Source organism: Citrobacter sp. C1, from assembly GCF_014596895.2.
GTDB classification, from domain to species: domain Bacteria; phylum Pseudomonadota; class Gammaproteobacteria; order Enterobacterales; family Enterobacteriaceae; genus Citrobacter; species Citrobacter gillenii.
On record NZ_CP115035.1, the window covers coordinates 1,760,742 to 1,787,145 of the forward strand.

Annotated in this window: 22 protein-coding genes; 8 read left to right on the plus strand and 14 right to left on the minus strand. The window is 52.6% G+C overall.

All coding sequences use genetic code 11. The annotated features are described in order from the left end of the window. Positions 1 to 74 precede the first annotated feature (74 nt). Positions 75 to 359, minus strand: a complete 285-nt coding sequence (gene rplY, locus IB214_RS08490; protein ID WP_045445132.1) for a 50S ribosomal protein L25 — start codon at positions 357 to 359, stop codon at positions 75 to 77. 124 nt (positions 360 to 483) lie between these two features. Further along, positions 484 to 2,244, minus strand: coding sequence for a DEAD/DEAH box helicase (locus tag IB214_RS08495; RefSeq protein WP_117343448.1), 1,761 nt, complete (start codon positions 2,242 to 2,244; stop codon positions 484 to 486). Positions 2,245 to 2,396: 152 nt separating this feature from the next. On the opposite strand from IB214_RS08495, the gene rsuA reads away from it, so the two are divergent. From rsuA to IB214_RS08510, 3 genes are all read left to right on the plus strand, one after another. Next, positions 2,397 to 3,104 carry a 16S rRNA pseudouridine(516) synthase RsuA gene (gene rsuA, locus IB214_RS08500; protein WP_115258005.1) on the plus strand — a complete coding sequence of 236 codons (708 nt, stop codon included), beginning with the start codon at positions 2,397 to 2,399 and terminating at the stop codon, positions 3,102 to 3,104. Positions 3,105 to 3,119: 15 nt separating this feature from the next. Then, a complete protein-coding gene (locus tag IB214_RS08505) occupies positions 3,120 to 4,316 on the plus strand; it encodes a Bcr/CflA family multidrug efflux MFS transporter (protein WP_115258006.1) in 1,197 nt (398 codons plus the stop codon). Positions 4,317 to 4,644: 328 nt separating this feature from the next. Continuing rightward, entirely contained in the window at positions 4,645 to 4,989 is a 345-nt protein-coding gene (locus IB214_RS08510; protein ID WP_029139605.1) for a YejG family protein, read from the plus strand. Positions 4,990 to 4,992: 3 nt separating this feature from the next. Here the strand turns inward: IB214_RS08510 and yejF are convergent, their stop codons facing one another. The 9 genes from yejF to IB214_RS08555 form a co-directional block, all read right to left on the minus strand. Further along, the gene (yejF, locus tag IB214_RS08515; protein WP_115258007.1) at positions 4,993 to 6,582 is read right to left on the minus strand and encodes a microcin C ABC transporter ATP-binding protein YejF; all 1,590 of its coding nucleotides are present in this window, start codon (positions 6,580 to 6,582) and stop codon (positions 4,993 to 4,995) included. Between the two features lies 1 nt (position 6,583). Beyond that, positions 6,584 to 7,609, minus strand: coding sequence for an ABC transporter permease (locus IB214_RS08520; RefSeq protein WP_096756454.1), 1,026 nt, complete (start codon positions 7,607 to 7,609; stop codon positions 6,584 to 6,586). Continuing rightward, positions 7,609 to 8,703: a microcin C ABC transporter permease YejB gene (locus IB214_RS08525; protein WP_115258009.1), complete on the minus strand. Its 1,095-nt coding sequence runs from the start codon at positions 8,701 to 8,703 to the stop codon at positions 7,609 to 7,611. The genes IB214_RS08520 and IB214_RS08525 overlap by 1 nt, the downstream gene beginning before the upstream one ends. Next, the gene (locus tag IB214_RS08530) at positions 8,704 to 10,515 is read right to left on the minus strand and encodes an extracellular solute-binding protein (protein WP_226794665.1); all 1,812 of its coding nucleotides are present in this window, start codon (positions 10,513 to 10,515) and stop codon (positions 8,704 to 8,706) included. It abuts the gene before it with no gap. Positions 10,516 to 10,621: 106 nt separating this feature from the next. Next, positions 10,622 to 12,184 carry a cyclic di-GMP phosphodiesterase gene (locus tag IB214_RS08535; RefSeq protein ID WP_115258011.1) on the minus strand — a complete coding sequence of 521 codons (1,563 nt, stop codon included), beginning with the start codon at positions 12,182 to 12,184 and terminating at the stop codon, positions 10,622 to 10,624. A 182-nt stretch (positions 12,185 to 12,366) separates the two neighbouring features. Beyond that, positions 12,367 to 12,936: a bifunctional murein DD-endopeptidase/murein LD-carboxypeptidase gene (gene mepS, locus IB214_RS08540; protein ID WP_096756458.1), complete on the minus strand. Its 570-nt coding sequence runs from the start codon at positions 12,934 to 12,936 to the stop codon at positions 12,367 to 12,369. A gap of 413 nt (positions 12,937 to 13,349) precedes the next feature. Next, entirely contained in the window at positions 13,350 to 14,063 is a 714-nt protein-coding gene (locus IB214_RS08545) for a phosphatase PAP2 family protein (RefSeq protein ID WP_115258012.1), read from the minus strand. 33 nt (positions 14,064 to 14,096) lie between these two features. Next, positions 14,097 to 15,083: a GTP-binding protein gene (locus IB214_RS08550; protein WP_117343450.1), complete on the minus strand. Its 987-nt coding sequence runs from the start codon at positions 15,081 to 15,083 to the stop codon at positions 14,097 to 14,099. A gap of 119 nt (positions 15,084 to 15,202) precedes the next feature. Further along, entirely contained in the window at positions 15,203 to 16,669 is a 1,467-nt protein-coding gene (locus IB214_RS08555; protein WP_117343451.1) for a mannitol dehydrogenase family protein, read from the minus strand. 202 nt (positions 16,670 to 16,871) lie between these two features. Between IB214_RS08555 and uxuA the strand changes: the two genes are divergently transcribed. After that, on the plus strand, positions 16,872 to 18,062 hold the full coding sequence (gene uxuA, locus IB214_RS08560) for a mannonate dehydratase (RefSeq protein ID WP_117343452.1): 1,191 nt from the start codon (positions 16,872 to 16,874) through the stop codon (positions 18,060 to 18,062). Between the two features lie 46 nt (positions 18,063 to 18,108). Here uxuA and IB214_RS08565 read toward each other — a convergent pair whose 3' ends face one another. Next, entirely contained in the window at positions 18,109 to 19,581 is a 1,473-nt protein-coding gene (locus IB214_RS08565; protein WP_117343453.1) for a PLP-dependent aminotransferase family protein, read from the minus strand. A gap of 166 nt (positions 19,582 to 19,747) precedes the next feature. Here IB214_RS08565 and torC point away from each other — a divergent pair, with 166 nt between their 5' ends. Genes torC through torD form a run of 3 tightly spaced genes read left to right on the plus strand, consistent with a single transcriptional unit; the run spans position 19,748 to position 24,011 of the window. Next, on the plus strand, positions 19,748 to 20,875 hold the full coding sequence (gene torC, locus IB214_RS08570; RefSeq protein ID WP_117343454.1) for a pentaheme c-type cytochrome TorC: 1,128 nt from the start codon (positions 19,748 to 19,750) through the stop codon (positions 20,873 to 20,875). A 15-nt stretch (positions 20,876 to 20,890) separates the two neighbouring features. Continuing rightward, a complete protein-coding gene (torA, locus tag IB214_RS08575; protein ID WP_117343455.1) occupies positions 20,891 to 23,389 on the plus strand; it encodes a trimethylamine-N-oxide reductase TorA in 2,499 nt (832 codons plus the stop codon). Beyond that, positions 23,379 to 24,011, plus strand: coding sequence for a molecular chaperone TorD (gene torD, locus IB214_RS08580; protein ID WP_117343456.1), 633 nt, complete (start codon positions 23,379 to 23,381; stop codon positions 24,009 to 24,011). Before torA ends, torD begins: the two co-directional genes overlap by 11 nt. Before the next feature lie 56 nt (positions 24,012 to 24,067). Here the strand turns inward: torD and yeiP are convergent, their stop codons facing one another. Next, positions 24,068 to 24,640 (minus strand): elongation factor P-like protein YeiP, encoded by a 573-nt coding sequence (gene yeiP, locus IB214_RS08585; protein ID WP_096756467.1) that lies wholly within the window; start codon positions 24,638 to 24,640, stop codon positions 24,068 to 24,070. 157 nt (positions 24,641 to 24,797) lie between these two features. Between yeiP and IB214_RS08590 the strand changes: the two genes are divergently transcribed. Then, a complete protein-coding gene (locus tag IB214_RS08590) occupies positions 24,798 to 25,052 on the plus strand; it encodes a YkgJ family cysteine cluster protein (protein WP_096756468.1) in 255 nt (84 codons plus the stop codon). Here the strand turns inward: IB214_RS08590 and setB are convergent. Next, positions 25,049 to 26,230 carry a sugar efflux transporter SetB gene (gene setB, locus IB214_RS08595; protein WP_117343457.1) on the minus strand — a complete coding sequence of 394 codons (1,182 nt, stop codon included), beginning with the start codon at positions 26,228 to 26,230 and terminating at the stop codon, positions 25,049 to 25,051. The genes IB214_RS08590 and setB overlap by 4 nt on opposite strands. Positions 26,231 to 26,404 lie beyond the last annotated feature (174 nt).

A 26,404-nucleotide genomic window follows, 5' to 3' on the forward strand; every position in this document is an offset into this window, starting at 1 on the left:
CATACGTTGTCATCGGTTAAAAATGACATAAAAAAACCCCGCCGAGGCGGGGTTTTTCTTCAACTTGTTGGCGATTACGCGCGAACGAAGTCGATGTGAGCCAGTTTCGGCTTGAACGGGTGACGCTGTACAGCCTGAGCTTTAACTTTAACTTCTTTACCGTCAACAACGATGGTCAGAACTTCGCTGTAAAATTCAGCTTTAGCTTGCATGTTCATGATTGAATCGTGATCCAGTTCGATAGCAATCGGGGCTTCTGCGCCACCGTAGATGATTGCCGGGAACTTGTTAGCGGTACGCAGGCGGCGGCTCGCACCCTTACCCTGCTCTTTACGTACTTCAGCGTTAATAGTAAACATTTAAATCTCTCTTTAATAATTCCTGCTACAGGCGACCCAGCAACAGGTAAGTGATCTGCTTTGCGTATGCAAAAGCGGGCGAGATTCTATCCTCAAATGACGGGTACATCAATCAAAAGTACGATTAACCGCGTAATTCATGTGCCCGGCGGAAGCGGCCTTCATAATCAAAGACCTTTTCACGAACCTGCCAGTACTGGCCTTTCATGCGCGCGACCACAAAATCGGGATGGCGTAACAATGCCTGCTGCGCCAGGATGTCGGCGGCAGTTATCCAGCGTAAAGGGATGCCGGGTGTGCGGGTGTGCGGGCGAATAAACAGCTGTTCAAAGGCCGTGCGCTGCGCGGGAGTGTGCAAACGAAATCGTTCGCTGACGTCGGCGCCATCCTCGTCATAATAGGTAATCTTCAGCCATTCGCCTTTTTCATCCTGGCCGTTTTGTAACACCATACCGCTGCAGCGCAGGACCAGCGCATCTTTGAGCCTGAGCGCCGCCTTCAGCATATCGTCCGGATCGACCAGTATGGTATCGCATGCCCGACAGCGGCGAGCGGCAATGTCATTTTCAGCATTGCACTGTGGGCAGTTTTTAAAACGAAAGCGGAAGTCACATTGTTCACGGTGACCGTCATCATCTTCAAACCCCCCCTGACAGCGACGGCCAAAGTGTTCGATCAGCGTGCCATCGGCTGTGGTCTTACCCCAGAAGGTGTTAGCAAACCCGCAGGCCGGGCAGAATACCTGTACCGGAACGTTGTCGCTTTTGCCCTTCGGCGCACCCACTTCCGGGGCATACAGATCGTGAGGATTACCCGCGTAGTCGAGGATCAGACAATCCGTTTTTCCCGGCGCCAGACGCAGCCCTCGTCCGACGATTTGTTGATACAGGCTAACGGACTCGGTAGGGCGCAGGATCGCAATGAGATCGACATGTGGGGCGTCAAACCCGGTGGTCAGCACCGCTACGTTGACCAGATAGCGAAAGCGCTGGGCTTTGAAATCCTCAATCAACACATCTCGCTCTGCGCCAGGCGTGTCACCGGTGATCAGTGCGGCATCGTCTGCGGGCAGCAGACCAACAATCTCTTTCGCGTGCTCCACGGTAGCGGCAAATATCATGACGCCTTTACGCGACTGGGCAAATTCAACAATCTGGCTGATGATATGCGGTGTTATCCGCTGCTGTTTTTTCAGCTCATGGTTGAGGTCAGCTTCGCTGAACAAACCGTTACTTTGTGCTTGCAGGCGGCTGAAGTCATACTGGACGACCGGCATGTCGAGGCGCTCTGGCGGCGTCAGATAGCCGTGTTTAATCATGTAGCGCAGCGGCAGCTCATAAATACAGTCGCGAAAAAGCGCTTTTTCATCGCCGCGCACCATACCGTGATAATGAAAATGGTAAATCCAGCCTTTACCGAGGCGGAAAGGCGTGGCGGTCAGTCCGAGCAGGCGTAGGTGAGGGTTGACGTGGGTCAGGTGAGTCAGAATTTGCTGATACTGGCTCTCTTCGTCATCACCAATGCGATGGCACTCGTCGACGATGAGCAGGGAAAATTCACCCTGAAACGCTTCCAGATTACGCGCCACAGACTGTACGCTGCCGAAAACCACTTTACCGTGGCTCTCTTTACGCTTCAGGCCAGCGGCAAAGATATCGGCTTCCAGCCCCAACGCACAATATTTGGCATGATTCTGTGCGACCAACTCCTTCACATGCGCCAGCACTAATACGCGCCCACGCGCCACACGCGCCAGTTCAGCAATCACCAGGCTTTTACCGGCCCCGGTTGGCAGGACGATGACCGCAGGTGTGCGGTGGTGGCGAAAATGGTTGAGCGTGGCATCCACGGCTTCTTGTTGGTAAGGACGAAGTGTAAAAGTCATGGTCTCACTAGGGTAAACAATAACAATGAATAGTATGCCACGAATCTTTTTCCCTTGAGGGAAGTTGTTAGCCCGCTATACTGAGCGGAAAACGGCTCCACTTTTCGGGCATAACGCTCGATTTCCGTATTGTTACAGGCAAAATCACACTCATGCGACTTGATAAATTTATCGCTCAGCAACTCGGCGTCAGCCGCGCTATTGCCGGGCGTGAAATCCGTGGTAACCGCGTTACCGTCGATGGCGAAATCGTCAGAAATAGCGCCTTTAAACTGCTGCCAGAACATGACGTCGAATACGACGGTAATTCACTGGCTCAGCAAAATGGCCCGCGCTATTTTATGCTCAACAAGCCTCAGGGCTATGTGTGCTCCACGGAAGACCCGGATCATCCGACAGTGCTTTATTTCCTCGATGAACCTGTTGCCCACAAGCTGCATGCGGCAGGGCGTCTGGATATCGACACCACCGGGCTGGTACTGATGACCGATGACGGTCAGTGGTCACACCGCATCACCTCCCCGCGTCACCATTGTGAGAAAACCTATCTGGTGACGTTAGAGTCGCCGGTGGCGGAAGATACCGCCGAACAGTTTACCCGTGGTGTACAGTTGCATAACGAAAAAGATCTGACAAAACCGGCGGTGCTGGAAGTGATTACGCCAACCCAGGTGCGCTTGACCATTAGCGAAGGGCGCTATCATCAGGTTAAGCGTATGTTTGCCGCCGTTGGCAACCATGTTGTGGAACTGCACCGTGAGCGAATCGGCGCCATCAAACTGGATGACGATCTTGCGCCCGGCGAATACCGCCCCTTGACTGAAGAAGAAATCGCCAGCGTTAACGTAACCCCTCGTTAATTTCAGGAGCTAAATGTGACCACCCGGCAGAACTCTTCAATTGCCATTGTTTTTATCCTTGGCTTGTTGGCCATGTTAATGCCGTTGTCGATTGATATGTATCTTCCGGCGCTGCCGGTGATCTCTGCTCAGTTTGGCGTGCCTGCGGGCAGTGCGCAAATGACCCTCAGTACCTATATTTTGGGGTTTGCAGTGGGGCAACTGATCTACGGCCCTATGGCAGACAGCATCGGGCGTAAGCCGGTGATTCTGGGGGGAACGCTGGTGTTTGCGGCGGCGGCAGTCGCCTGCGCGCTGGCACAAACTATCGATCAATTGATCACTATGCGTTTCTTCCACGGCCTGGCGGCTGCGGCGGCGAGCGTGGTGATTAACGCCCTGATGCGCGATATTTATCCGAAAGAAGAGTTTTCACGCATGATGTCCTTCGTCATGCTGGTCACGACGATTGCGCCGCTGCTGGCGCCGATTGTCGGTGGCTGGGTGCTGGTATGGTTAAGCTGGCACTACATCTTTTGGATCCTGGCCGTGGCGGCAATTCTGGCTTCGGTGATGATTTTCACCTTGATCAAAGAGACCTTGCCCGTTGAGCGACGCCAGCCGTTTCGTTTGCGTACCACAATGGGCAATTTCGCCTCGCTGTTTCGCCATAAGCGCGTGTTGAGCTATATGCTGGCCAGCGGATTTAGTTTTGCCGGGATGTTCTCGTTTCTCAGCGCTGGTCCCTTTGTCTACATTGAGATCAACCATGTTTCGCCGCAGAACTTTGGCTATTACTTTGCGCTGAACATTGTCTTCCTGTTTGTGATGACCATTATTAACAGCCGCTTTGTACGGCGGGTTGGGGCATTGAATATGTTCCGCACCGGGCTGTGGATCCAGTTTGCGATGGCGGGCTGGATGGTATTTAGCGCGCTGTTCGGGTTGGGCTTCTGGGCGCTGGTGGTCGGTGTTGCGGCGTTTGTTGGTTGCGTATCGATGGTGTCATCTAATGCGATGGCAGTGATCCTCGATGAGTTCCCGCATATGGCTGGCACGGCGTCGTCGCTGGCGGGAACCTTCCGCTTTGGCATCGGTGCCATTGTAGGTGCGCTACTGTCACTGGCGACCTTTAACTCGGCCTGGCCGATGATCTGGACGATTGCCTTTTGTGCGTCCTGTTCCATTCTCTTCTATCTCTATGCCAGTCGAGCCAAAAAAACGGTGATCTAATACACAACCTGGGGGGCATTTGCCTCCCGGAGTTGATGTACATCAACCGCTAATCTATCTATTCCCCTGGTTATGTTTATTTTATGTAAAATCAATTTATGTAAAAAGTCACATCATTGTAGTTAAAAAGGTTGAGTTAGATCGCAGAAACGCGTACATATAGCCCGGAAAACTGCCAGAACCGTTGAATAAATTTAAATATTGGGTTCGGAAAGTGGCATACGGACAGGGTGTAAACGTTTGCCAACTGTCTAAAGACGTATTGTCAATGATGTGTTAATATTGATGTAAAATAATTGTGAAGTAATTGTACTTCCAGGGAAAGAAAGTGATGACATTACAACTCTCAATCGTTCACCGTCTGCCGCAGTGCTATCGTTGGTCGGTGGGTTTCGCAGGTTCAAAAGTTGAACCGATTCCGCAAAACGGCCAGAGCAATGAGAATAGCCTGGTGGCGCTCAAGTTACTCAGTCCGGACGGTGACAGTGCGTGGTCGGTAATGCATAAACTCAGCCAGGCGTTGAGCGACATTGAAGTTCCGTGTTCCGTACTGGAATGTGAAGGGGAGCCGTGTCTGTTCGTCAATCGTCAGGATGAATTTGCAGCGACCTGCAGACTGAAAAATTTCGGCGTGGCTATCGCAGAACCTTTTTCAAATAATAACCCATTTTGAGCGTCAGCTTAGCGCGAGCAGCTGACGCGTATAGGCTTGTTGTGGCGCGTTGAAGACGTGCTCGCATTGCCCCTGTTCCACGACCTCTCCTTGCCGTAGCACAATAACCTGATGGCATAGCGCACGTACAACATGCAAATCGTGGCTGATAAAGATGTAGGCCAGGCGATGCTTTTGCTGTAATGACTTAAGCAACGTCAGGATTTGCGCCTGGACGGTCCTGTCGAGTGACGATGTCGGCTCATCCAGAATAATCAGCGATGGTTTTAAAATCAGTGCTCTGGCAATCGCAATACGTTGACGCTGACCACCGGAAAACTCGGCAGGGTAACGATGCCGCGTGTCGCTATCCAGGCCGACTTCTGCCATTACTGCTTTCACCTGCGCTTCACGTTGCTCGGCAGACAACGTGGGTTGATGCACGCGTAACCCCTCTTCAATAATCTGTAACACGCTCAGGCGCGGGTTCAGCGATGAGTTAGGGTCCTGAAAGACAACCTGAATGCGGTGGCGTACCGGCAGCAGTTGACGGCGGTTTAAGGTATGCAGCGCCTGACCATCGAATACAATGCGTCCTTGTGAGGCGATGAGCCTCAGCAGTGCCAGACCGGTGGTACTTTTCCCCGATCCTGATTCGCCAACCAGTCCCAGCGTTTCTCCCGGTTTCAGAGAAAAACTGACGTTGTTGACCACCACGTTATGGTCCACCACGCGCTTAAGCAGCCCTTTACGGATGGGGAAAGCGACGCGAAGCTGCTCCACTTCCAGCAAGGGGGGTTGGCCGGTGGGTAAAGGCACTGGATCGCCGGCAGGTTCACTGTTGAGCAATTTCTGCGTGTAAGGATGGGTGGGGGCAGAAAGCAGTTGCCCGGCACGGTTTTGTTCAACGCACTGACCGTTTTGCATCACCGCAACGGTGTCAGCTAACTTTTTGACGATACTGAGATTATGGGTGATGAACAGCAGGCCCATATTCAGCTCGCGTTGTAGCTCGCGCAGCAGTTGCAGGATTTGTGCCTGCACGGAAACATCCAGTGCGGTGGTGGGTTCGTCGGCAATCAGCAGTTCAGGGCGAGTGAGCAGCGCCATGGCGATCATCACGCGCTGACGCTCTCCGCCGGAAAGCTGGTGCGGGAAATCCGCCAGACGCTTGGCGGCCTGACGGATCCCGACGCGATCCAGACAGGTCAAGATCTCTGCCCGTGCGGCTTCCCGACGCATCCCCCGATGCAGCGACAACACTTCATAGAGCTGTTTTTCCAGAGTGTGCAGCGGGTTAAGCGACACCATTGGCTCCTGGAAAATCATGGCGATTTTATTCCCCCGTACGCCGCGTAGCGTTTGTTCGCTGGCGTGGAGTAGTGATTCACCGTGAAAGCGGATATCACCGGCAAGATAGACCGCCGGAGGTGTGGGGAGCAAACGTAAAATCGAGAGTGCGGTGACGCTTTTACCCGAGCCGGACTCGCCCACCAGTGCCAGGGTTTGCCCGGCTTCGACGTGCAATGAAATTTCGTTCACCACGGTACGTACGGTTCCCTGCTGACGAAAACCGACCGATAAATTGTCAATGGCTAACAGAGGTTGCGTCATCTTATACCGCCTTGTTGGGATCAAATGCGTCGCGTACCGCTTCACCAATAAAGATCAGCAGCGATAATAACAGGGCTACCGACACGAACGCGGTGATCCCAAGCCACGGTGCCTGTAAGTTGTTTTTTCCCTGCAACAGCAGTTCTCCGAGCGACGGGGAGCCGAGCGGTAAGCCGAACCCCAGAAAATCCAGCGAGGTCAGTGTGGTAATTGAGCTACATAAAATAAACGGCAAAAAGGTCAGCGTGGCGACCATCGCATTCGGCAGCATGTGGCGCAGGATAATGCTGCGATCGCTCACGCCGAGCGCCTGTGCGGCGCGGATGTAATCAAAGTTTCGCGTGCGTAAAAACTCTGCGCGTACCACGCCGACCAGGCTCATCCAGCCAAACACGACCGTAATGGCCAATAGCCACCAGAAGTTGGGTTGGACGACGCTGGAGAGCAGGATTATCAAAAATAGCGTCGGCATCCCGGACCAGACTTCAATGAAGCGTTGCCCCCACAGGTCCACCTTTCCGCCGTAATAGCCCTGCAGCGCACCGGCCATCACGCCCATGACGCTGGAACACAGGGTTAACATCAAACCAAACAGGATGGAAATGCGGGTCCCATAGAGGATGCGCGCCAGTACGTCGCCGCCGTTGGCATCGGTGCCCAGCCAGTTTTGTGCGGACGGCGGGGAAGGGAAGGGGGTGTCGGTAGCAAAGTTAATGCTGGTGGCGCCAAAGCGCACGGGTGCCCACAGGATCCATCCCTGGCTTTCCAGACGCTGCTGCAGCCACGGATCCTGATAATCTGCTTTGGTGGCTAACGGGCCGCCGAAATCGCTTTCACTGTAGTTTTTGACCAGTGGAAAGTACCAGCTGCCGTCATAGCGCACCAGCAGTGGCTTATCATTGGCAATCAGCTCGGAACACAGGCTTAAGCCGAACAGCAGCAGAAAAATCCACAGCGACCAGTAGCCACGGCGATTGTGGCGAAAACGCGCCCAGCGGGCCTGATTGACGGGGCTTAAGCGCGACATTAGCGTCCCTCGAAATCAATACGCGGATCGACCAGCGTATAGCTAATATCACTGAGGATATTGAGCAGCAGGCCGATCAGCGTGAAGATATAAAGCGTACCAAACATCACCGGATAGTCGCGTGACACGGTTGATTCATAGCCCAGTAATCCCAGACCGTTGAGCGAGAACATGACTTCAATCAACAGTGAGCCGGTGAAAAACATACTGATGAAGGTGGCTGGGAAACCGGCTATCACCAACAGCATGGCGTTACGAAAGACGTGTTTTCGCAGAATGTTTTTCTCGCTAACGCCTTTAGCGCGCGCGGTGACGACATACTGTTTGCGAACCTCATCCAGAAAGGAGTTTTTGGTTAGCATCGTCAGTGCGGCAAATCCACCCACCACCGTTGCCACCACCGGCAGGGTGATATGCCACAGATAATCGGTGATTTTTTGATACCAGGGCAGAGCGTCAAAATTGGCGGAAACCAGACCGCGTAGCGGGAAAAGGTCGTAATAGCTGCCGCCGGCAAAGAAAACGATCAATAAAATTGCAAACAGGAAAGCGGGGATGGCGTAGCCGATAATAATGAATGCGCTGCTCCACACGTCAAAGCGGCTACCGTTGTACACCGCTTTGCGGATCCCCAGCGGAATCGACACCAGATAGATAATCAGCGTACTCCATAATCCCAGCGTGACGGAGACGGGCAGGCTGTCTTTGATTAATGTCAGGACCGAGGCGCTGCGAAACAGGCTGTCGCCAAAATCGAAGCGGATATAGTTCCAGAGCATGTTGAAATAACGTTCGTGAATCGGTTTATCGAATCCGTAACGGCGGGTGATTTCAGCAATCACTTCCGGATCCAGGCCGCGACCACCACGATAATTGCTGTCGCTGATGTTCCCGACGCCAGTTTGCGCGTGGCTGGCACGCACACCCTCACTACCGGCGCCCGGCAGTGCGCCACTTTGCCCGAATTCAATGGCTGCGACGGCCTGCTCGACCGGGCCGCCTGGGGCAATCTGCACGATAAAAAAGTTGATGGTAATGATGGCCCAGAGCGTCGGGATCACCAGCAGCAAACGTCGAATCAGATATGCGCCCATTTATTCTCCCTGTCGTCTGGCAGCGGGAAGTTTGGCCGCTTTGTTGACGTCATACCACCAGTTGTCCACGCCGATGGTGTAAATTGGGCGAACGGCAGGCTGCGAAAATTTGTCCCACCATGCCAGCCGATCTTCGGCCATAAACCACATCGGCAACATGTAATAATTCCAGGTTAACACGCGGTCCAGCGCGCGTCCCAGCGGGATAAGTTTTGCTTTATTACCTTGCGCCGCAATGATCTGGCTAATCAGCTTATCAATGACCGGGCTTTGCACGCCGGGGGCGTTATAGCTGGAATCAATATATTCGGAGGCCCACAGAATTTGCAGATCCGAGCTGGGCCACGGCATCGCGCGATACAGCCTTGGCATCATGTCATAGTCGCGGCTGCGCAGGCGGTTGGTGATTTGTGAGTTATCGACCTGGCGGATATTCATCGTAATGCCCAGCCGCTGCAGGTTATGCTGGAACGGCAATACCCATTGGCTGTTACTGCCTGCCGGGAGCAACAGCTCAAAAGTCAGCGCTTTGCCGCTGGTGATGTTGACCCGCTGCTGCCCCTTCAATACCCATCCGGCCTTGTCCAGGAGTGCACTGGCCTTCAGCAGGTTTTCACGATCGTAACCGTCGCCTTTTGATGTGGGTGGCTGATAGATTTGGCTGAAGACTTCGGGAGGCAGATCGTTTTTCATCGGCGCAAGTAGCACCAGTTCATCCGCGTCGGGATAATTTTTGGCGGCATATTCGGTGTTCTGGAAATAGCTGGTCGTCCTGCTCCAGGCATTATAAAACAACGCCTTATTCATCCATTCAAAATCAAAGGCCAGCGTGATCGCCTCACGAACACGGCGGTCGCTGAACACCGGACGCTGGATGTTAAACGCTAACCAGCGCGTATCCTGCGCCGACTCGTTTTTTTGTTCGGCTTTGACGATGTACTGTTTTGTGAAGTTCTTACCGGTATAACGTGTTGCCCAGTTTTTGGCATCGTTCTCAAGACGCAGGTCAAATGCACCGGCTTTAAATGCTTCAAAGGCCACGTTGTCATCAAGGTAATAGTCGTAACGGAGGGTATCAAAATTCCAGCGCCCACGATTAACCGGCAGGTCAGCGGCCCAGTAATCTTTGACCCGTGAGTAGACGATATACTGCCCCATTTTCCATTGGGTGATGCGGTAAGGTCCGCTGGCAAGGGGTGGGGAGGATAACGGGTCGCTGAGCTTGTGATCTTTCCAGTATTTCTCAGGCATCACCGGTAATGAAAACAGGCTGAGCATGTCTTCTTTACCCGGTTTGGCTAACTCAATTCGCACGGTTAACGGGGCGATCGCTTTAACGGTGGTCCCTTTGTATACCAGACGAAACTGCGGCACGCCTTCGGTCATAAATTTGTGGAAGGTAAAGGCAACGTCGCGGGCGGTGATCGGCGACCCATCGTGAAAACGCGCGCGCGGGTTAATGGCGATTTCAACCCAGGAATAGTCGTCCGCGTAGCGGGCTCTGTCGGCAATGAGCGGGTAATAGCTACCGGGTTCATCATCGGAAGTGGTAAACAGCGCATCGTAAAGTGATTCAGTCCGGGCGCCGGGATTCCCTCGCATCGAGTAGCGGTTGAAATTATCGAAGGTGCCGATGGACGAGAGCGTGATTTGCCCCCCTTTGGGGGCAGCGGGATTCACATAGTCGAAGTGGGTAAAATTGAACGCATACTTGGGTTCGCCCAGTACGGAAAATGCATAGCTTTCTTTGATGGACTGAGCCTGAGCGCTAAAACCTATAACGGTGAAAAATAGCAGCAGTACGCGAACAATCCTATGCACGGGTTTTCCTTTTCTTGTCCACCAGCCGATGGACCTCATGTCCGAGCCTCGGGGAGGTTCCGGCAAGCGTAGTGTATCGACGAATCGCACTGTGCGATCACCACTTTGGCATATCTGGCTTCGCCATCCAGCGTACGAAATCAGCCAGCTTTAACGGACGGCTGACCCAGTAACCCTGGAAGAAATGCACGCCGCGATCGCGCAGCCACCGGGCCTGCTCCTGCGTTTCTACGCCTTCAGCAACCGTCAGCATATTGAGGCGTCTGGAGAGTGTCAACACGGCATCCAGTACCGGCGACGTCAGCGTCTCGGTACCAATGGCATTGATAAATCCACGGTCAATCTTCAGGTAATCGACCGTAAAACGTTCCAGATAGATAAGGGCACTATGGCCGGTGCCGAAATCATCAATGGCAATTTCGAGCCCGGCAGCATGCAGCCATTCAAAAATTTTCGTGGCTTCGTGCTGATCGAGCATATCGCGTTCGGTGATTTCCAGCACCACCTGAAAGTAGTTGGCGGGTAACGAGGCGCTCAGTTCCTGAATATCTGCTTTGAAACTCTCACCATGCAAATGTGAAGGCGCGATGTTGATCCCCAATTTTGCGCCCTTGGGGAGTACTTTTTGTAGGGCAGGGGCATCGCTGGCCACCAGCTTAAAGAGATGCTGCGTGAGTGGCACAATCATTTGCTGCGATTCGGCGTAATGAATAAAGGCATCAGGCGGGATCTCGCCCGTCGTTGGATGACGCCAGCGTAATAAGACTTCTACGCCTTTTACCTCCAGCGTTTGCATCTCCATGACCGGTTGGTAGACCACATAAAACTGATTGTGCTTGATGGCGTTCAGAATATCTTTCCCGGGCCGTAAACGGAGGGTGTAGATGTAGTACCAGACAAGCAGGGCCGCCATAATCCCAGCCATGCATCCCAGCATGAGGGAATACCAGATATCGTTATACGTCCACTCTTCTGCGTACAATCGAACGGTCACCGGCAGGCCGTCAATCGTCGCCTGTCGTGGGGTTGAGGCATCAGGAAGATCGGAGATGGGTATCAGGTGAGCTGAGAATGTCGAAATAGCCGTCTTGCCCACGATAATAGCAATACCGTCAAAATCATCTTGCCGGGCGGTATAGAGAAGATAGGGGGCCAGATTAATGTTCAGTGAACTAAATACGCCGCTATTTGGCAAGGCAGGATGACGATACCAAATCATTATTGCGGGTTTGTCAGGCACCATCGGCGTACCCGGGAGCAGGGCCACATCGATATCGTGGTTGATATTAATCGACGGCATCAGCTCCTGGATGGGGGTGTTCATGGGGCCCGTTGCGGAAGAGCAAAATGCGATGCTGTCTTTTACCAGCAAAAAAGCCCGTACGTTGAGGCTAAAGGCCGCACTGGAGGTTAGTTTCGTGGCAACTTGTTGGCAACTGTCAGTGACCAGGGGTTGTAGTTCATCGGTGGTCGTTTTGAGTTCTGAGAAGTAACTTTTGACGTAATTCTGTATATCGGAGAGCAGCGTGTCGTACTTCACTTCTCGTTTGTGCCACGAGACGAAAAATTGCAGTGTGCTGACGAGTAAGGCGACGACGAGCCCCGTTAAAATACAGGTGATCAGGATTTTCCGACCGGAAGAAGAGGCACGTTTGAACATAGTTCTTTATGTTTACCTGCAGTAACTGCTTATTATTAAACCGCTTAATTTGTAAGACTATAGCCTGGATTGACGCTTATCGTGAGATTTTTCTGTTGTGTAAAAGAAAAGCAAAAAGCACCGCCTAAGCAGTGCTTTTGATTTGTCTCATCAGGATAGCCAAGGGATAGCTGCCAAACGAATTAACTGCGACTCAGAACCCGGCGGGCTTCGTTGTAACGCTTTTTCCAGTAAGGCTCGTTCATACTGGAAATAACAACGCCGCTGCTGGTCGAGGCATGTACAAACTGGTTGTTACCGATATAAATACCGACGTGACGGCCCGTAGAGCCCGCACGGAACAGAACCAGATCGCCGGTGCGCAGATTGGTGCGCGAAACGGATTTACCCGTTTCCTGTTGTTCGTAGGTTGAGCGAGGAAGCTCTAAACCAAATTGTTCACGGAATGTACGTTGTACAAAACTTGAACAATCAATCCCTTTCTTAGTGCTGCCGCCAAGGCGGTAACGCACGCCTTTCCAGTCAGCGTATTGGTCCATAATACGAGATTTAACATCGATATTACGTACCATACTTTCAAATTCATCCTGAGAGGCTTGCAGTGAAGAGTTATCTCCATTGCCCACAGCATGCGTCTCAGAATGCATATTCTTGGCGGTGTTCGTTGTGCTACATGCAGAAAGCAGAACCGCAACTGCTATCGCGGGTATGCCCCGCAAGATATATCTCAAAATCGGTTGAGATTTGACCATGTTGTTTGTTTTCCCTTGAAGTCCTTAACGATAAATATCGTTATAAAAAATGCCAAACGTGACGAGACTAATTACCTACGCACGATGAGACAATTCTTTATGGTCAAATCTGTGGAGGAACGCACAAATTTATTCGTAAAGAGAATAATTATCTCGCGAGGCAAAACGAGTTCGAGATTACCCGATCGCCACAGTCATTGCGAGTGATTTTACGTGATTTCTTATAAGAAAAATTGATACAGAAAGTGAATAAACGGCATTGGCTAAATTAAGAACAATTAGGCTGAAAAGCACGCAATTCATTCATTTTCAACAGAAATAAGATGACAAGAGAATGACAGTCAGCAAGAGAGATTATCGTCAGATATCATCAGGGAATCAGAAGTATCCCTGATGATGTTAATTACTCTGCGTTATTTGTTTAAAAAATGTTTGTTTTTACCGGGGAGATAATTCGTGAACAGGGTGACCAAACGGTCGCTTAATGGTGTCATTAGCCACCAGGGCAGGCCAATCAAAACGACGGTCATCGAACCGACCACGATATCAGTAAGCCAGTGAGCACCAATCATTACGCGAGGAAAGGCAAAAACCACAGCGATAATAAGGCCGATTAATCCTGCGACTTTTCCGAAATACCGCAGCATAAATGCGGAAAAAATAAGCAGCATCATGCCGTGATCGCCCGGGAAGCTGTCTCTTGACGCATCTTTGGTTGAAATATGCAGCAGCTCGCTGACACGATGAATATTATCCAGCATCAGCGTTGGACTGGCGCGTTTAACCGGAATAAGCGCCTGGCCTAACTGATTTAATACCACCGCCGTGAGCAGCATCACCAGACCAATTGCGATGATACGGCGGCGACCGTCCGGGGTTTCTTTGCGCCAAAAACTCAGCATCAGGGCACCCATTGCCAGCAGCGAGCAGCCGTCAAACGCGCGGTTGTTGGTGATAGCGACAACCCACAGGAACATTGGGCTGTCGACCAGTTTTTGGTTGAAGAAATGGAAAACACCAAAATCGATGGAATACCAGAACCCATGTCCGGCTGGAATATACCAGGACAGAAACAGCGCCAGACCTGCGATATTAAGCAGGAGAATAAAAGGGTATCGGGTTTTCATCGTCGTTCACCATTGCCAAAATCGCAGGCAACCTTACGCGTTAGCGTCTAAACGAAGCTTCAACAATGCACCCTGTAACGCGTTCCAGTCAGTCTCGGTGTCCGAGATGAGTTCAATACGGCTGTCCGGAGGTGCGACGTTTTGGGTCTCAATGTGCCAGTCATCACCCTGACGGTTGATGCGTACCAATCCTTCCTTGATTCGCATGACGCCTTTTACGCGACCTACCGGCGCGAGACGCGACCATTCCAGCAGGCCGATGGTATCGAACACGGTGTCCGCATCGAAAATCCAGCCGCAGGCCTGATGCCCCTGACCGCTGTTGAGACTACGACGCCAGCGCTGCTGTGCCGGCAGGCTCAGTGCCGCCAGCCCTTTTTTGTCGGCATGCTGGTGGGCGTGTGCCGCACTTGTGGGAAGCACAGCCAGATTCAGACGCGGTAAATCCAGTAACTGCGTGTCAATGTGTCCATGGTCGGCATGAACCAACTGACGGTGACCGCCGTAGTGCTGCCACCAGGTTTGCAAGGCATGTTCACTTTCAGCCGTAGCGCGATCGGTTTTGTTGGCGACGATAACGTCAGCGGCGGCCAGCTGGTCGCGGAAATTCTCATTGGCGACGCTTTTTTCATCCAGCAGCAGGCGAGGGTCAAGGATACAGAGTGTCGCGCGCAGATCGATCCACGGTTCGTAAACCGGGGCGGTGAGTAAATCCAAAATCTGTTTTGGATGCCCGAGGCCGGTAGGTTCGATCAATAACCGGTCGGGTTTGCCCTGACGCAGTAACGTATTAAGGCCTACCTGCATCGGCAAACCGTTAACACAACACATGCATCCTCCGGGGATCTCTTTTAGCAGTGCGCCGCTGTCGGCCAACAGCGCGCCGTCAATACCGACTTCGCCAAACTCATTGACCAGCACAGCCCACTTCTCAGCGGGATCTTTGTTGGCGAGTAAATGAAGAATAGAGGTGGTTTTACCGCTGCCGAGAAAACCGGTAATGAGGTTGGTTTTGGTCACGTTGGCTCCAGAATCATCAAATGCTGTTATAGCGTTCAACAATCCTGGCGAAAAAAGGATAAAAAGAGAAGGGCAGAGAGGACGAAGGTGCGCTTCGTCCCGCTGAATGGCAGAAATTGTTAATTTTTTAACGTCTGCATGACGGCCTGATGCGCGCCATATTGCGCAATATTCTGCCAAGCCTGCTCGATAGCTGCGACGAATTGCGGATTCTGCACCAGATCGGGGGCAAAAATCTCGCGCAGGGAAAGCAGTGCGCTGACGCGCTCTGATAGGGAACTGTGCTCGACAAGCGCGCGGATCTTATCACGCAACGGATCGCGCACATCAATGGCTGCACCCGCATCATCAATGCCGCTCACGTAGCGCATCCAGCCCGCAACGCCCAGTGCCAGCAGAGGCCAGTCGCTTTGCCGTGATAAATGTATGCGGATCCCTTCCAGCATTCTTTGCGGCAATTTTTGGCTGCCGTCCATCGCGATTTGCCATGTCTTATGCTTCAGTGCTGGATTGGCAAAACGTTGCAGCAGGCTTTCGGCATACTGATTTAGATCGACGTTAGTGATGTGCAGCGTGGGGGCCTGCTCCGTCATCATCAGACGGTAAGCCGCTTCACGAAAGGCATTGTCCTGCATGCAATCGCTGATGTGCTGAAACCCGGCCAGATAGCCAAGATAGGCCAGAAATGAGTGACTGCCGTTTAGCATCCGCAGTTTCATCTGTTCCCACGGCAGCACGTCATCAACCATCTGGACACCGGCGGTTTCCCACTGCGGGCGGCCGGCGACAAAATTGTCTTCAATCACCCACTGGATAAACGGCTCACAGCTGATGCCACAGGGGTCAGCGATGCCCAGCGCTTGGGCAATTTCTTCCAGCGATTCGTCGGTTGCTGCAGGGACAATTCTGTCGACCATGGTGCCCGGAAAACTGACCTGCTGTTGTATCCACGTCGCCAGCTCAGGCGAACGTTTTTGCGCCATGCCCAGGATCGCGTTTTTCACCACATGCCCGTTGTCCGGGATGTTATCGCACGAGAGTACAGTAAACGGCGGTAATCCGCGTTCGCGTCGGCGATGCAGGGCTTCGACGATAATGCCCGGCGCTGAGTGCGGTTCATCCGGCGACTGCAAATCATGAATAATGCGTGGGTTTGTGACATCAAGCGACCCGGTGGACGGATCAATACAGTAGCCTTTTTCCGTGATGGTTAACGACACAATCGCCACCTGCGGTTCACAGAATTTTTCAATAATGGCCGCCAGCGAATCCAGCGTGGCGTTCAGGCATTCGTTAACGGCACCTATCACTATCGGTTGATTGCCGTCGGCACCTTTTTCTAACACGGTATACAGATGATCCTGCTCACGAAGCTGGCTCATCAGCCGATCGCCGCTGAACAAGCTGATCTCACAAATTCCCCAGTTTCCTCCCTGCGTATTGAGTACGCGATCGGTCAACAATGCTTGATGAGCACGGTGAAAAGCACCGAAACCAAAATGTACGATCCGCGAGGTTAAGCGTTGGCGATCGTACTGTGGCATCTGTACATTTTTGGGGAGTGAAGCCGAGGCAATTGTCTTCATTAAATACACCTGATTAACCATTAATTAACAATGGCAGTATAAAGTTATATGACAGCAAGTTAAATTGGTGTGCCTTATTTATCCGGGGAATGTGAGCTGGATCAATCAATCATCGGCGTTCTGTTGATCATCCACCCGATGCCTGTATGGTAGTCGTCATGCAGCTAACTTAATTTGGTATAACAACTTGTGAGGTGAAGCAATGGAACAAACCTGGCGTTGGTACGGACCTAACGATCCGGTATCGCTTGATGATGTGCGTCAGGCTGGCGCAACCGGTGTTGTGACCGCCTTGCACCACATTCCTAATGGTGAAGTGTGGCCGGTAGAAGAGATTCAAAAGCGACAGGCTATTTTGGCTGAAAAGGGGCTGACCTGGTCGGTGGTGGAAAGCATTCCCGTTCACGAAGACATCAAAACCCAGTCTGGACAGTATCAAACGTGGATCGCCAATTATCAGCAGAGTATCCGTAATCTGGCGACCTGCGGCATTGATACCGTGTGCTATAACTTCATGCCGATCCTCGACTGGACGCGCACTGACCTTGAATATCAGCTCCCGGACGGTTCTAAAGCCCTGCGCTTCGATCAAATTGCTTTTGCGGCCTTTGAGCTGCACATCCTGCAGCGCCCCGGTGCGGAAGCGGATTACACCGCAGAAGAACAGCGTCAGGCTCTGGATTATTTCAATGCCATGAGCGAAGCCGATGTAGAGAAGCTGACTCGCAATATTATCGCCGGTCTGCCGGGTGCAGAAGAAGGTTATACGCTGGACAAGTTTCGCGCGCGCCTGGCGGAGTATGACGGTATCAGCAAAGACGATCTGCGCAATAATATGGCCGTATTCCTGCGCGCAATTGTGCCGGTAGCTGAAGAAGCAGGCGTGCGCCTGGCCGTGCATCCTGACGATCCGCCGCGCCCGATCCTCGGCCTGCCGCGTATTGTTTCCACCATTGAAGATATGCAGTGGTTGAAAGAAACAGTAGACAGCATCTATAACGGCTTCACCATGTGTACCGGTTCTTACGGTGTACGGGCGGATAACGATCTGGTGAAAATGATTGAAACCTTTGGCGATCGTATTCACTTTACGCATTTGCGTTCGACCTGCCGTGAAGATAACCCGAAAACCTTCCATGAAGGTGCTCACCTGCAGGGCGACGTAGATATGGTCTCTGTGGTGGCGGCGATCCTGCGTGAAGAACAGCGTCGTAAGAAGGCGGGCGATCTGCGTCCTATCCCAATGCGTCCGGATCACGGGCATCAGATGCTGGACGATCTGCACAAGAAAACCAATCCGGGTTACTCCGCAATTGGTCGTCTGAAAGGGCTGGCAGAAGTTCGTGGCGTTGAGCTGGCGCTGAAACAAACGCAGTTCCGCGATCTGCTGTAATGGCCTCAACAGGGATTGGGCGAGTCGCTCGATCCCTGTTCTGCCTTCAGGGCTGAATTAACGCCTGCTCCAGCACTCTCAGCACTTTATTGATCTGCGGTAACTGCAACCCGCCAAAACCGAAAAACATCACCCCGGCGTTGTTCTCCTTGCGCCAGATTTCTTCTGAACCATTTTCAATGTCCTGTAACGTATCAAAGCGAACACCTGCCTGCAGGCAGCGCTGTTGCAGCAAGGCGATGACGTCGGGCGAGCGATCGATGTGTAACGAGAGATGCAGGCCCGCCGTTGCGCCGTCAATTTTTCCGTCGGGGAACAGCGCAGAAAGACCGTCCCGGAGAAGCGCGAGCCGGGACGCGTAGCTGCAGGCCAGTTTGCCGAGGTGGGTATAAAAAACCTGATTTTGCATTAACTCAGCGAGAAACTGCTGCAATAACCACTGGCTGCCGTTGTTGTTTAACGCTTTCATATTCTGCACTGCCGGGAGCAGTTCATCCGGGCAAATGAGATAGCCAAGACGCGCACCCGGCCCCAGCGTTTTTGAGAATGTCCCCATATAGATCACCCGATCGTGATAATCCATGGCTTTCAGCGCGGGGAGGGGATTTTCGCCGTACGTAAAAACGGCATCATAATCATCTTCGATAATGTACGCCCCGACACGCTGCGCCCAGGTCAGCAACGACAGACGCCGCTCCACTGAAAGCACGCTCCCCATCGGATACTGATGTGCGGGCGTCACGTAACAAAGTTGGGTTGCATATTCGGGTAATTTATCCGTGCACAGTCCCTGATTATCCACCGCGATAGGCGTAATGTCGGCACCGTAGTAATTAAACAGATGCCAGGCTCCAGAATAACAAGGGGATTCGGTCACAATATGGCACTTTTTCTCCTGACTTGCCGCGTGATGAATAATAAATATTTGGCTGAGCAGTGATAACCCTTCCTGAATTCCGTTGGTAATAATGATGTTTTCTGCGCGAGTATTAATTCCCCGGGATAGATTAAGGTATCTGACCATTTGCTCACGCAATGAAAATAATCCATTTGGTGAATGATATCGGGTAAACAATTGCTCTTTTAGTACGCTGGGAGCATTATTCCATTTTCGCCAGCTTGACCAGGGAAAGGCATTGGGATCGGGGACGCCCATCCGGCAATAAAAATCCCGTCCCATCTCACCGTAAACATCGGTGGAAACGCCTGCAGGCTCAGGCTTTACCGGCGGTGAACCCTGGGCTAACGGTATGTGTGTCGCGGGTGTACGTACTGGTGTAGTAAAGATCACTTCATAGCCAATACCCTGTCGGCTCTTAATCAACCCTGCAGCCATCAATTTTTCATACGCCATAACGACTGTGATTTTGGCCACGTTCAGCGCCTGCGCCTGCTCGCGGATAGAAGGAAGTTTGTCCCCGCACAGCAAATTCCCCCGCTGAATAGCCTGAAAATAAAATTGAAAGATCTGCAGTTGCAGCGATGTACGGCTTTCTCTGTTGAGAAACAGTGCCAGCATGAGAAATTCCTTATTAAAACGATAGCCGCATATTACGAGTTTCCATTTTTAACTATTTTGACTCGCCTCATAGAGTGAACGCTGTTCCTATACTCTGCTGCCGGTGTCTCTATTCTCCTTTTTTAATATCCCTTAGCGTGTCGCAATTAAAATAAGGGAGCCAAATATGTCGTGGATGAGAAAGAACGCACTATGGTGGGCATTCGGTGGAGCCGTTGCCATGGCCTTTGCCATTTGGGGAACGTGGCAAGGCGTGCATTACACCAGTAGCACCGAGTTTTGTTTGTCGTGCCATTCGATGCGTACGGTGGGGGAGGAATATCAGACCAGCATACATTTTCGCAATGCCTCCGGCGTGCGTGCCGAGTGTAAGGATTGCCATATTCCACCAGGCATCTTTCCGACGCTTCTGCGCAAAACGGAAGCCTTGAACGATCTCTACCATACGTTTATTTCCCCGTCGATTGATACGCCTGAAAAGTTTACCGCCAAACGGGCAGAACTTGCCCAGCGGGAGTGGGCGCGAATGAGCGCCAATAATTCAGCGCCCTGTAAATCCTGCCATAGCTTTGAGGCGATGGATCACGGCAAGCAATCGACGAATGCAGCGGCACAAATGACCGCAGCGGCGGCGAAAGACAGCAACTGCATTGACTGTCACAAAGGTATTGCCCATCACAAGCCTGATATGAGCAGCGGTTTTCGCGATCGGTTTAAGCAACTCCAACGCCAGGGAGAGACGCCGTCGGAGGCGACCACGCTGTTTTCGTTAGGCGAGAAAGCCCTGACGGCAACGGCTGGGAGTCCCGCCGGTAAAGCGCTACTTTTTCCGGCCACCGAAGTCAGAGTGCTGAAAAAAGAGGGCAGTAATGTCCAGTTGGAAGTGACGGGGTGGCGTGAAAGCAAAGGCCGTGGGCGGGTGATCACGCAGTTTATGGGCAAACGCGTTTTCTCCGCGGTGCTTGATGATTCCCTGATGGCAAACGTAAAAATTCTGCAAACCCAGGTTGACCCAGATTCGCACCAGCAGTGGCAGCAAGTGAGCGTGACCGCATGGACCTCCGCGCAGGGGCTTATCACCAGTATTGCACCGGTGTGGGAATACTCGGAACAAATGCTGCAATCCACCTGCAGCGCCTGCCACAGCACACCGCCGACCATCCGTTATACCGCCAATGGCTGGATTGCCGGACTAAAAGCGATGTCGACCTATTACCGGCTTAATCCGGTGGAAGAACGCACGCTGTTGAAATACCTCCAGACGCACGCCAGCGATGTGCCTGCCCCCCAATAATAAAGAGGATAATGTATGGATATTCACGATTTTAATCCGTCCCGTCGCCGTTTTCTGAGCGGTATGCTGGCGGTAGGTGCCGCCAGTGCGCTGGCGCCGAACCCGCTGATATCAAAGGTATGGGCGGCAGGAGAAAACCCTGAGCAGTGGATCCAGTCCGGCTCGCATTACGGCGCTTTTGAAGCCAAAGTGGTCAACGGCGAGTGGACCGAAACCCGGCCCTTTAAACACGACAAATATCCGTGCGATATGCTGAATGCAGTACGTGAAGTGGTCTACAACCCTTCGCGAGTCCGCTACCCGATGGTTCGTCTGGACTGGTTACGTAAGCGTGAAAAATCAGACCGCAGCCAGCGCGGTGATAACCGTTTTGTGCGGGTCAGTTGGGATCGGGCGCTGGATCTGTTTTACGAAGAGCTGGAGCGGGTGCAAAAAAACTACGGATCTTCCGGTGTCTTTACCGGGTTGGCCGACTGGCAAATGGTGGGTAAATACCATAAAGCGGGTGGCGCAATGGATAGGGGGCTTGGCCTGCACGGGAGCTATGTCACCACCGTTGGCGACTACTCGGCGGCGGCTGCACAGGTCATCTTGCCGCATGTGATTGGTTCGCTGGAAGTCTACGAGCAGCAAACCTCGCTGCCGCTGGTGATTGAGAATACCCATACCATCGTGTTGTGGGGCTGCGATCCGATTAAGAATTTGCAGATAGAATTCCTGGTACCCGACCACGAAGTGTTTGGCTACTGGCAGCAGATTAAAGAGGCGGTCGCACAGGGCAAAATGCGCGTCATCAGCGTTGATCCGGTGCGCAGTAAATCGCAAAACTATCTGGGTGCTGAACAACTGGCGCTGCGACCGCAAACCGATGTTGCTTTGCTGCTGGCGCTCGCGCACACCTTGTATGAAGAAAAACTGTACGACACGGCATTTATTAACGATTACACCGTCGGCTTTGAACAGTTTTTACCGTACCTGACGGGCGAGACTGACAAGCAGGTGAAAAACGCCGAATGGGCAGCCCAAATCTGTGGCCTGAGCGCAGAACAAATCCGTGACTTCGCCCGCCTGCTGGTGAAAGGCCGCACGCAGTTTATGGGCGGCTGGTGCGTCCAGCGTATGCACCACGGAGAGCAGTATCCCTGGATGCTGGTGGTGCTGGCGAGCATGGTCGGACAAATTGGTTTACCGGGCGGCGGTGTAGGATTTGGCTGGCACTACAACGGCGGTGGAACGGTAACGTCGGCCGGGCCTGTGCTGTCGGGGCTGGGAAGTATTAACAATCCCCCAGAGGCGAAATATAAAGCGGATTTTCGTGGCGCATCGGCGCATATTCCCACCTCGCGTATCGTCGACTGCCTGCTTGCGCCGGGTAAGAAAATTGCCTTCAACGGTGAAACGTTAACCTGGCCTGATATCAAAATGGCCGTCTACAGCGCGGCCAATCCGTTCCATGCGCAGCAGGATCGCAACCGCATGATTGAGGCATGGAAGAAGCTGGAAACCGTCGTGGTATTAGATCACCAATGGACTGCATCCTGTCGCTTTGCCGATATTGTCCTGCCCGTCACTACGCGCTTTGAGCGGAATGACATTGAGCAGTTTGGCACGCATTCGAATAAAGGACTGATGGCGCTGCGTCAGGTGGTCAAACCGCAATATGAGGCACGTCACGACTTTGACGTATTTGCCGGGCTGTGTAAGCGCTTTGATAAAGAAGTGGCATATCGTGAAAACCGCGATGAAATGCAGTGGATACAAGCGCTTTATGACGAAGGCGTGAAGATGGGCGCATCGCTCGGCGTCACCTTACCGGACTTTGATACCTTCTGGAAAGGGGACGGATATATTGAATATCCGGCGGGGCAGCCGTGGGTGCGGCACGGTGAGTTCCGCGACCAGCCCGATCTTAATCCGTTAGGCACCCCGTCGGGGCTTATTGAAATCTACAGTAAAACCATCGCGGGTTTTCAATATGAAGATTGTCCAGGACACCCGGTGTGGATGGAGCCGTTTGAACGTAGCCATCAGGGCAAGACGAATAAATATCCGCTGCATCTGCAATCCTGTCACCCGGACAAGCGTCTGCACTCGCAGTTATGCTCAAGCGAGGCGTTTCGTAACACCTACGCGGTGGCTGGCAGAGAGCCGCTTTACATCAGCGAGCAGGATGCCGCCGCCCGCGGTTTAAAAGCCGGAGATATCGCCCGCGTGTTCAATGCTCGTGGCCAGGTGCTGGCGGGCGTAGTGATTAGCGCCGATTTTCCCGCTGGCGTGATCCGCATTCATGAAGGGGCATGGTATTCCCCGCAGGAAGGCGGAAAAGCCGGGACGCTATGCACCTATGGCGATCCGAATGTCCTGAGTGCGGATATTGGAACATCGCAGCTGGCGCAAGGCCCTTCCGCGCATTCCGTGCTGGTAGAGGTTGAACGCTTCCAGCAGAAGGCCCCGCAGGTAACCGCTTTCGGTGGACCTGAGACAGTGAAAGAGGAGGGGGCCAGTGCCGCATAATCACATTCATCAGCAGCGTGCAGCAGTATATCAGTGGTTTTCGCAACTGCTGTTTCGTGAACTGGACGAGAAGCAATTAGCCCGTCTTGAGAGCGAGGAGAGCCGGGAGTGGATGACCTCACTGACGGGGATCCCCGGACTGGCTGCTGACGTCAAAAAGTTAGCGCGTAGTCTGGCTCAGGTGCTGCGGCGCGAATGCCGACAACTGGAGCTGGCGGCCGATTTTGCTTCACTGTTTTTGCTGGCCCCTCCACAGAGCGTGTCTCCTTATGCAGGGCATTACCCGCACACGACGGCACCTGAAGAACGACGGCAAATGAATGTGCTGTTAGTTGAACAGGGGCTGGCTGCGCGGGAGAATGAACCTGCCGATCATATTGCGGTACAGCTGGCGTTAATGGCGAAAATGGTAGGCAAAGAGCAGAGCGTCGCTGAGCAATATTACTTTTTGCATCATCATATTATGTGCTGGGCATCATTGTTCCGGGATAGCTGTCTGCATCGCGACGGCGAGGGCTTTTACCCTCAGGCGGTTAATGTCATCGTGCGTTTTATGCGCGAGGATGAGCAGTATCTGGAATCATTATTGATGGATGATTTTTATCTCAGCAGTCAGCGCTGAAAACAGCAAAGGGACAGCGTGCGCTGTCCCTTTTAGTCTGTGTCTTAGCAGGAACGTTAGTCTGCACGCCCCATATAACGGCGTTCTTCGATATGAATGCGGATTTTCTCACCGGCACTCAGATACTCAGGAACCAGGATCACCAGGCCGGTGGTCAGGGTGGCTGGCTTGTTACGTGCACTGGCTGACGCACCTTTAATGCCAGGTGAGGTTTCAACGATCTCAAGGTCTACGGTCTGCGGCAGTTCAAGCGCCAGCAGTTGGCCATCCCAGGTCAGCACCTGCATGTCCGGCATTCCGCCTTCCGGGATAAACAGCAACTCTTCTTCGATCTGGTCTTTGGTGAAGGTATACGGGGTATAGTCTTCTTTATCCATAAAGACATATTCGTTGCCATCGACGTAAGAGAAATCAACACCACGACGGCTCAGGGTGACGGTATCCACAATATCGTCGCCTTTGAAGCGCTCTTCGACTTTTAGGCCGGTACGGACATCAGAAAAACGCATTTTGTACAGCGTGGCTGCACCACGTGCGCTCGGTGATTGAATATCAATGTCTTTTACAATCAGCAGCTTGCCGTTGTAGTTAAGTACCATACCTTTTTTAATTTCGTTCGCTCTTGGCATCGAAAAAATCCTGTAGTGAGGAGTGTCTAAAATATCGCGTCAAACTACTCGCGCCGGGTCATTCAGGCAAGCGGAATTCGCACTTTTGCGGGTGCAAAAAAGGTGGTACTGTTCGCTACCTACACAATCCGCGGGTTTACCTTAAAGAGAATATTGTATGGAATGCCGTCCGGATTGTGGCGCATGTTGCACTGCGCCTTCTATTTCCAGCCCCATCCCCGGCATGCCTGAGGGCAAGCCCGCCAATACGCCATGCGTTCAGCTTGATGAATTCCTGCGCTGTAAAATTTTTGGTTCCGCACTGCGGCCAAAAGTGTGTGCAGGCTTACAGCCCAGCGCTGAAATGTGTGGCCAGACAACGCGCCAGGCTATGGTGTACCTTATTGAGCTTGAAGCGCTCACCGCACCTTAAACGTCTTTGATCCGCGCCAGGCAAAAGACCGTGGCGATAATCATCACCAGCGCAAACCAGAACACCGCATGGTAGTTCCAGATTTCAGCGGCAATACCGGCCAGCGATCCGGCAATAATCCAGCCCACGCGGATGGTGTTGGTGTAAAGAGTGGTTGCAGAACCCGCCTGTCCTGGCATTAAGTCCTGGAAATAGAGCATGCCAATACCGCCGAGGATACCGATGTAAATCGCGTTCAGCAGCTGCAAGCTGAGCAGAATGACCGGCGAATGCGCCAACAGCATTCCGGCATAAAAGAAGAAACCGGCGACCACGGCGATCCGCATCAACAAACGCTTGCCCAGACGTTTAGCAAAGTATCCGGCAATGAGCATCGTCGGTATTTCCAGCCCGGCGGCGGTGCCCATCATAATGCCTGCGAGTTTTTCCGGCAGATGCAGTTCGTTGATGATAAACAGTGGCATATTAATGATGTACAGGCTGTTGGTGCCCCACATTAATGTACAGATAGCGAACAGCAGCAGCGTATCGCGCCGGTTACGACGCGGGGCTTCCACCGCGCCCGTGGCGAGGGAGGCATTTTTGTTCATCGACGGTAAGAACAACCACACCATGACGCCGCAGACGATAAACGCAACGGCGGCACTCAGATACATCACCGTAAAGCTGAAACCCATAGCCAGCGCGTAAGCTAACGGCGGGCCAATCACCCATGCCAGCGAAACCTGAGCACGCAAAATAGAGCTGAACATGACGGCTTCCCGGCCCGTGCGGTCAGCATGCTCGCGGGCGAGGGCAAACATTTGCGGGTTAGCGGTCGATCCAAAGCTACTGAGGAAGACGCCGACAAACAGCAAAATAAAATAGTTACGGTTCCAGGCAAACAGCACACAGGCCAGCATCCCCAGTACGCAGCAAAAAACGATCAGATTTTTGCGATCGCCCTTCTTATCAGAACGCCCAGCTAAAAACTGGCTTACCAGGATGCCGATGACAGCGCTACCGGTAAAAAAGAAACCGACCATACCCGGACGGGCATGAACTTCATCGGTCAGAAAAAGGCTGAGCGTAGGGGTCTGCAATGCGCCGGCGATACCCGTAAGAAAAGCGACAAGCAGAAACGCCGAAGACGTTAAATCAAACGACTTGGGGGAGGCGGCTACCGGGGTGTTATGCATGTTTCAATATCTGTGATGTGAAGAGACGCGGAGTTTACGCTGCCTGCCAGAAAATAAACAGGGCGCGAAATCAAAATCGGCATGAAAAATCAAAATAGCATTTCAGTCTGTAAAAACAGTCTGCTGACGATGCTGAAATCGATAACTTAGCTTCCTTTTTATGTCAGCAATTAT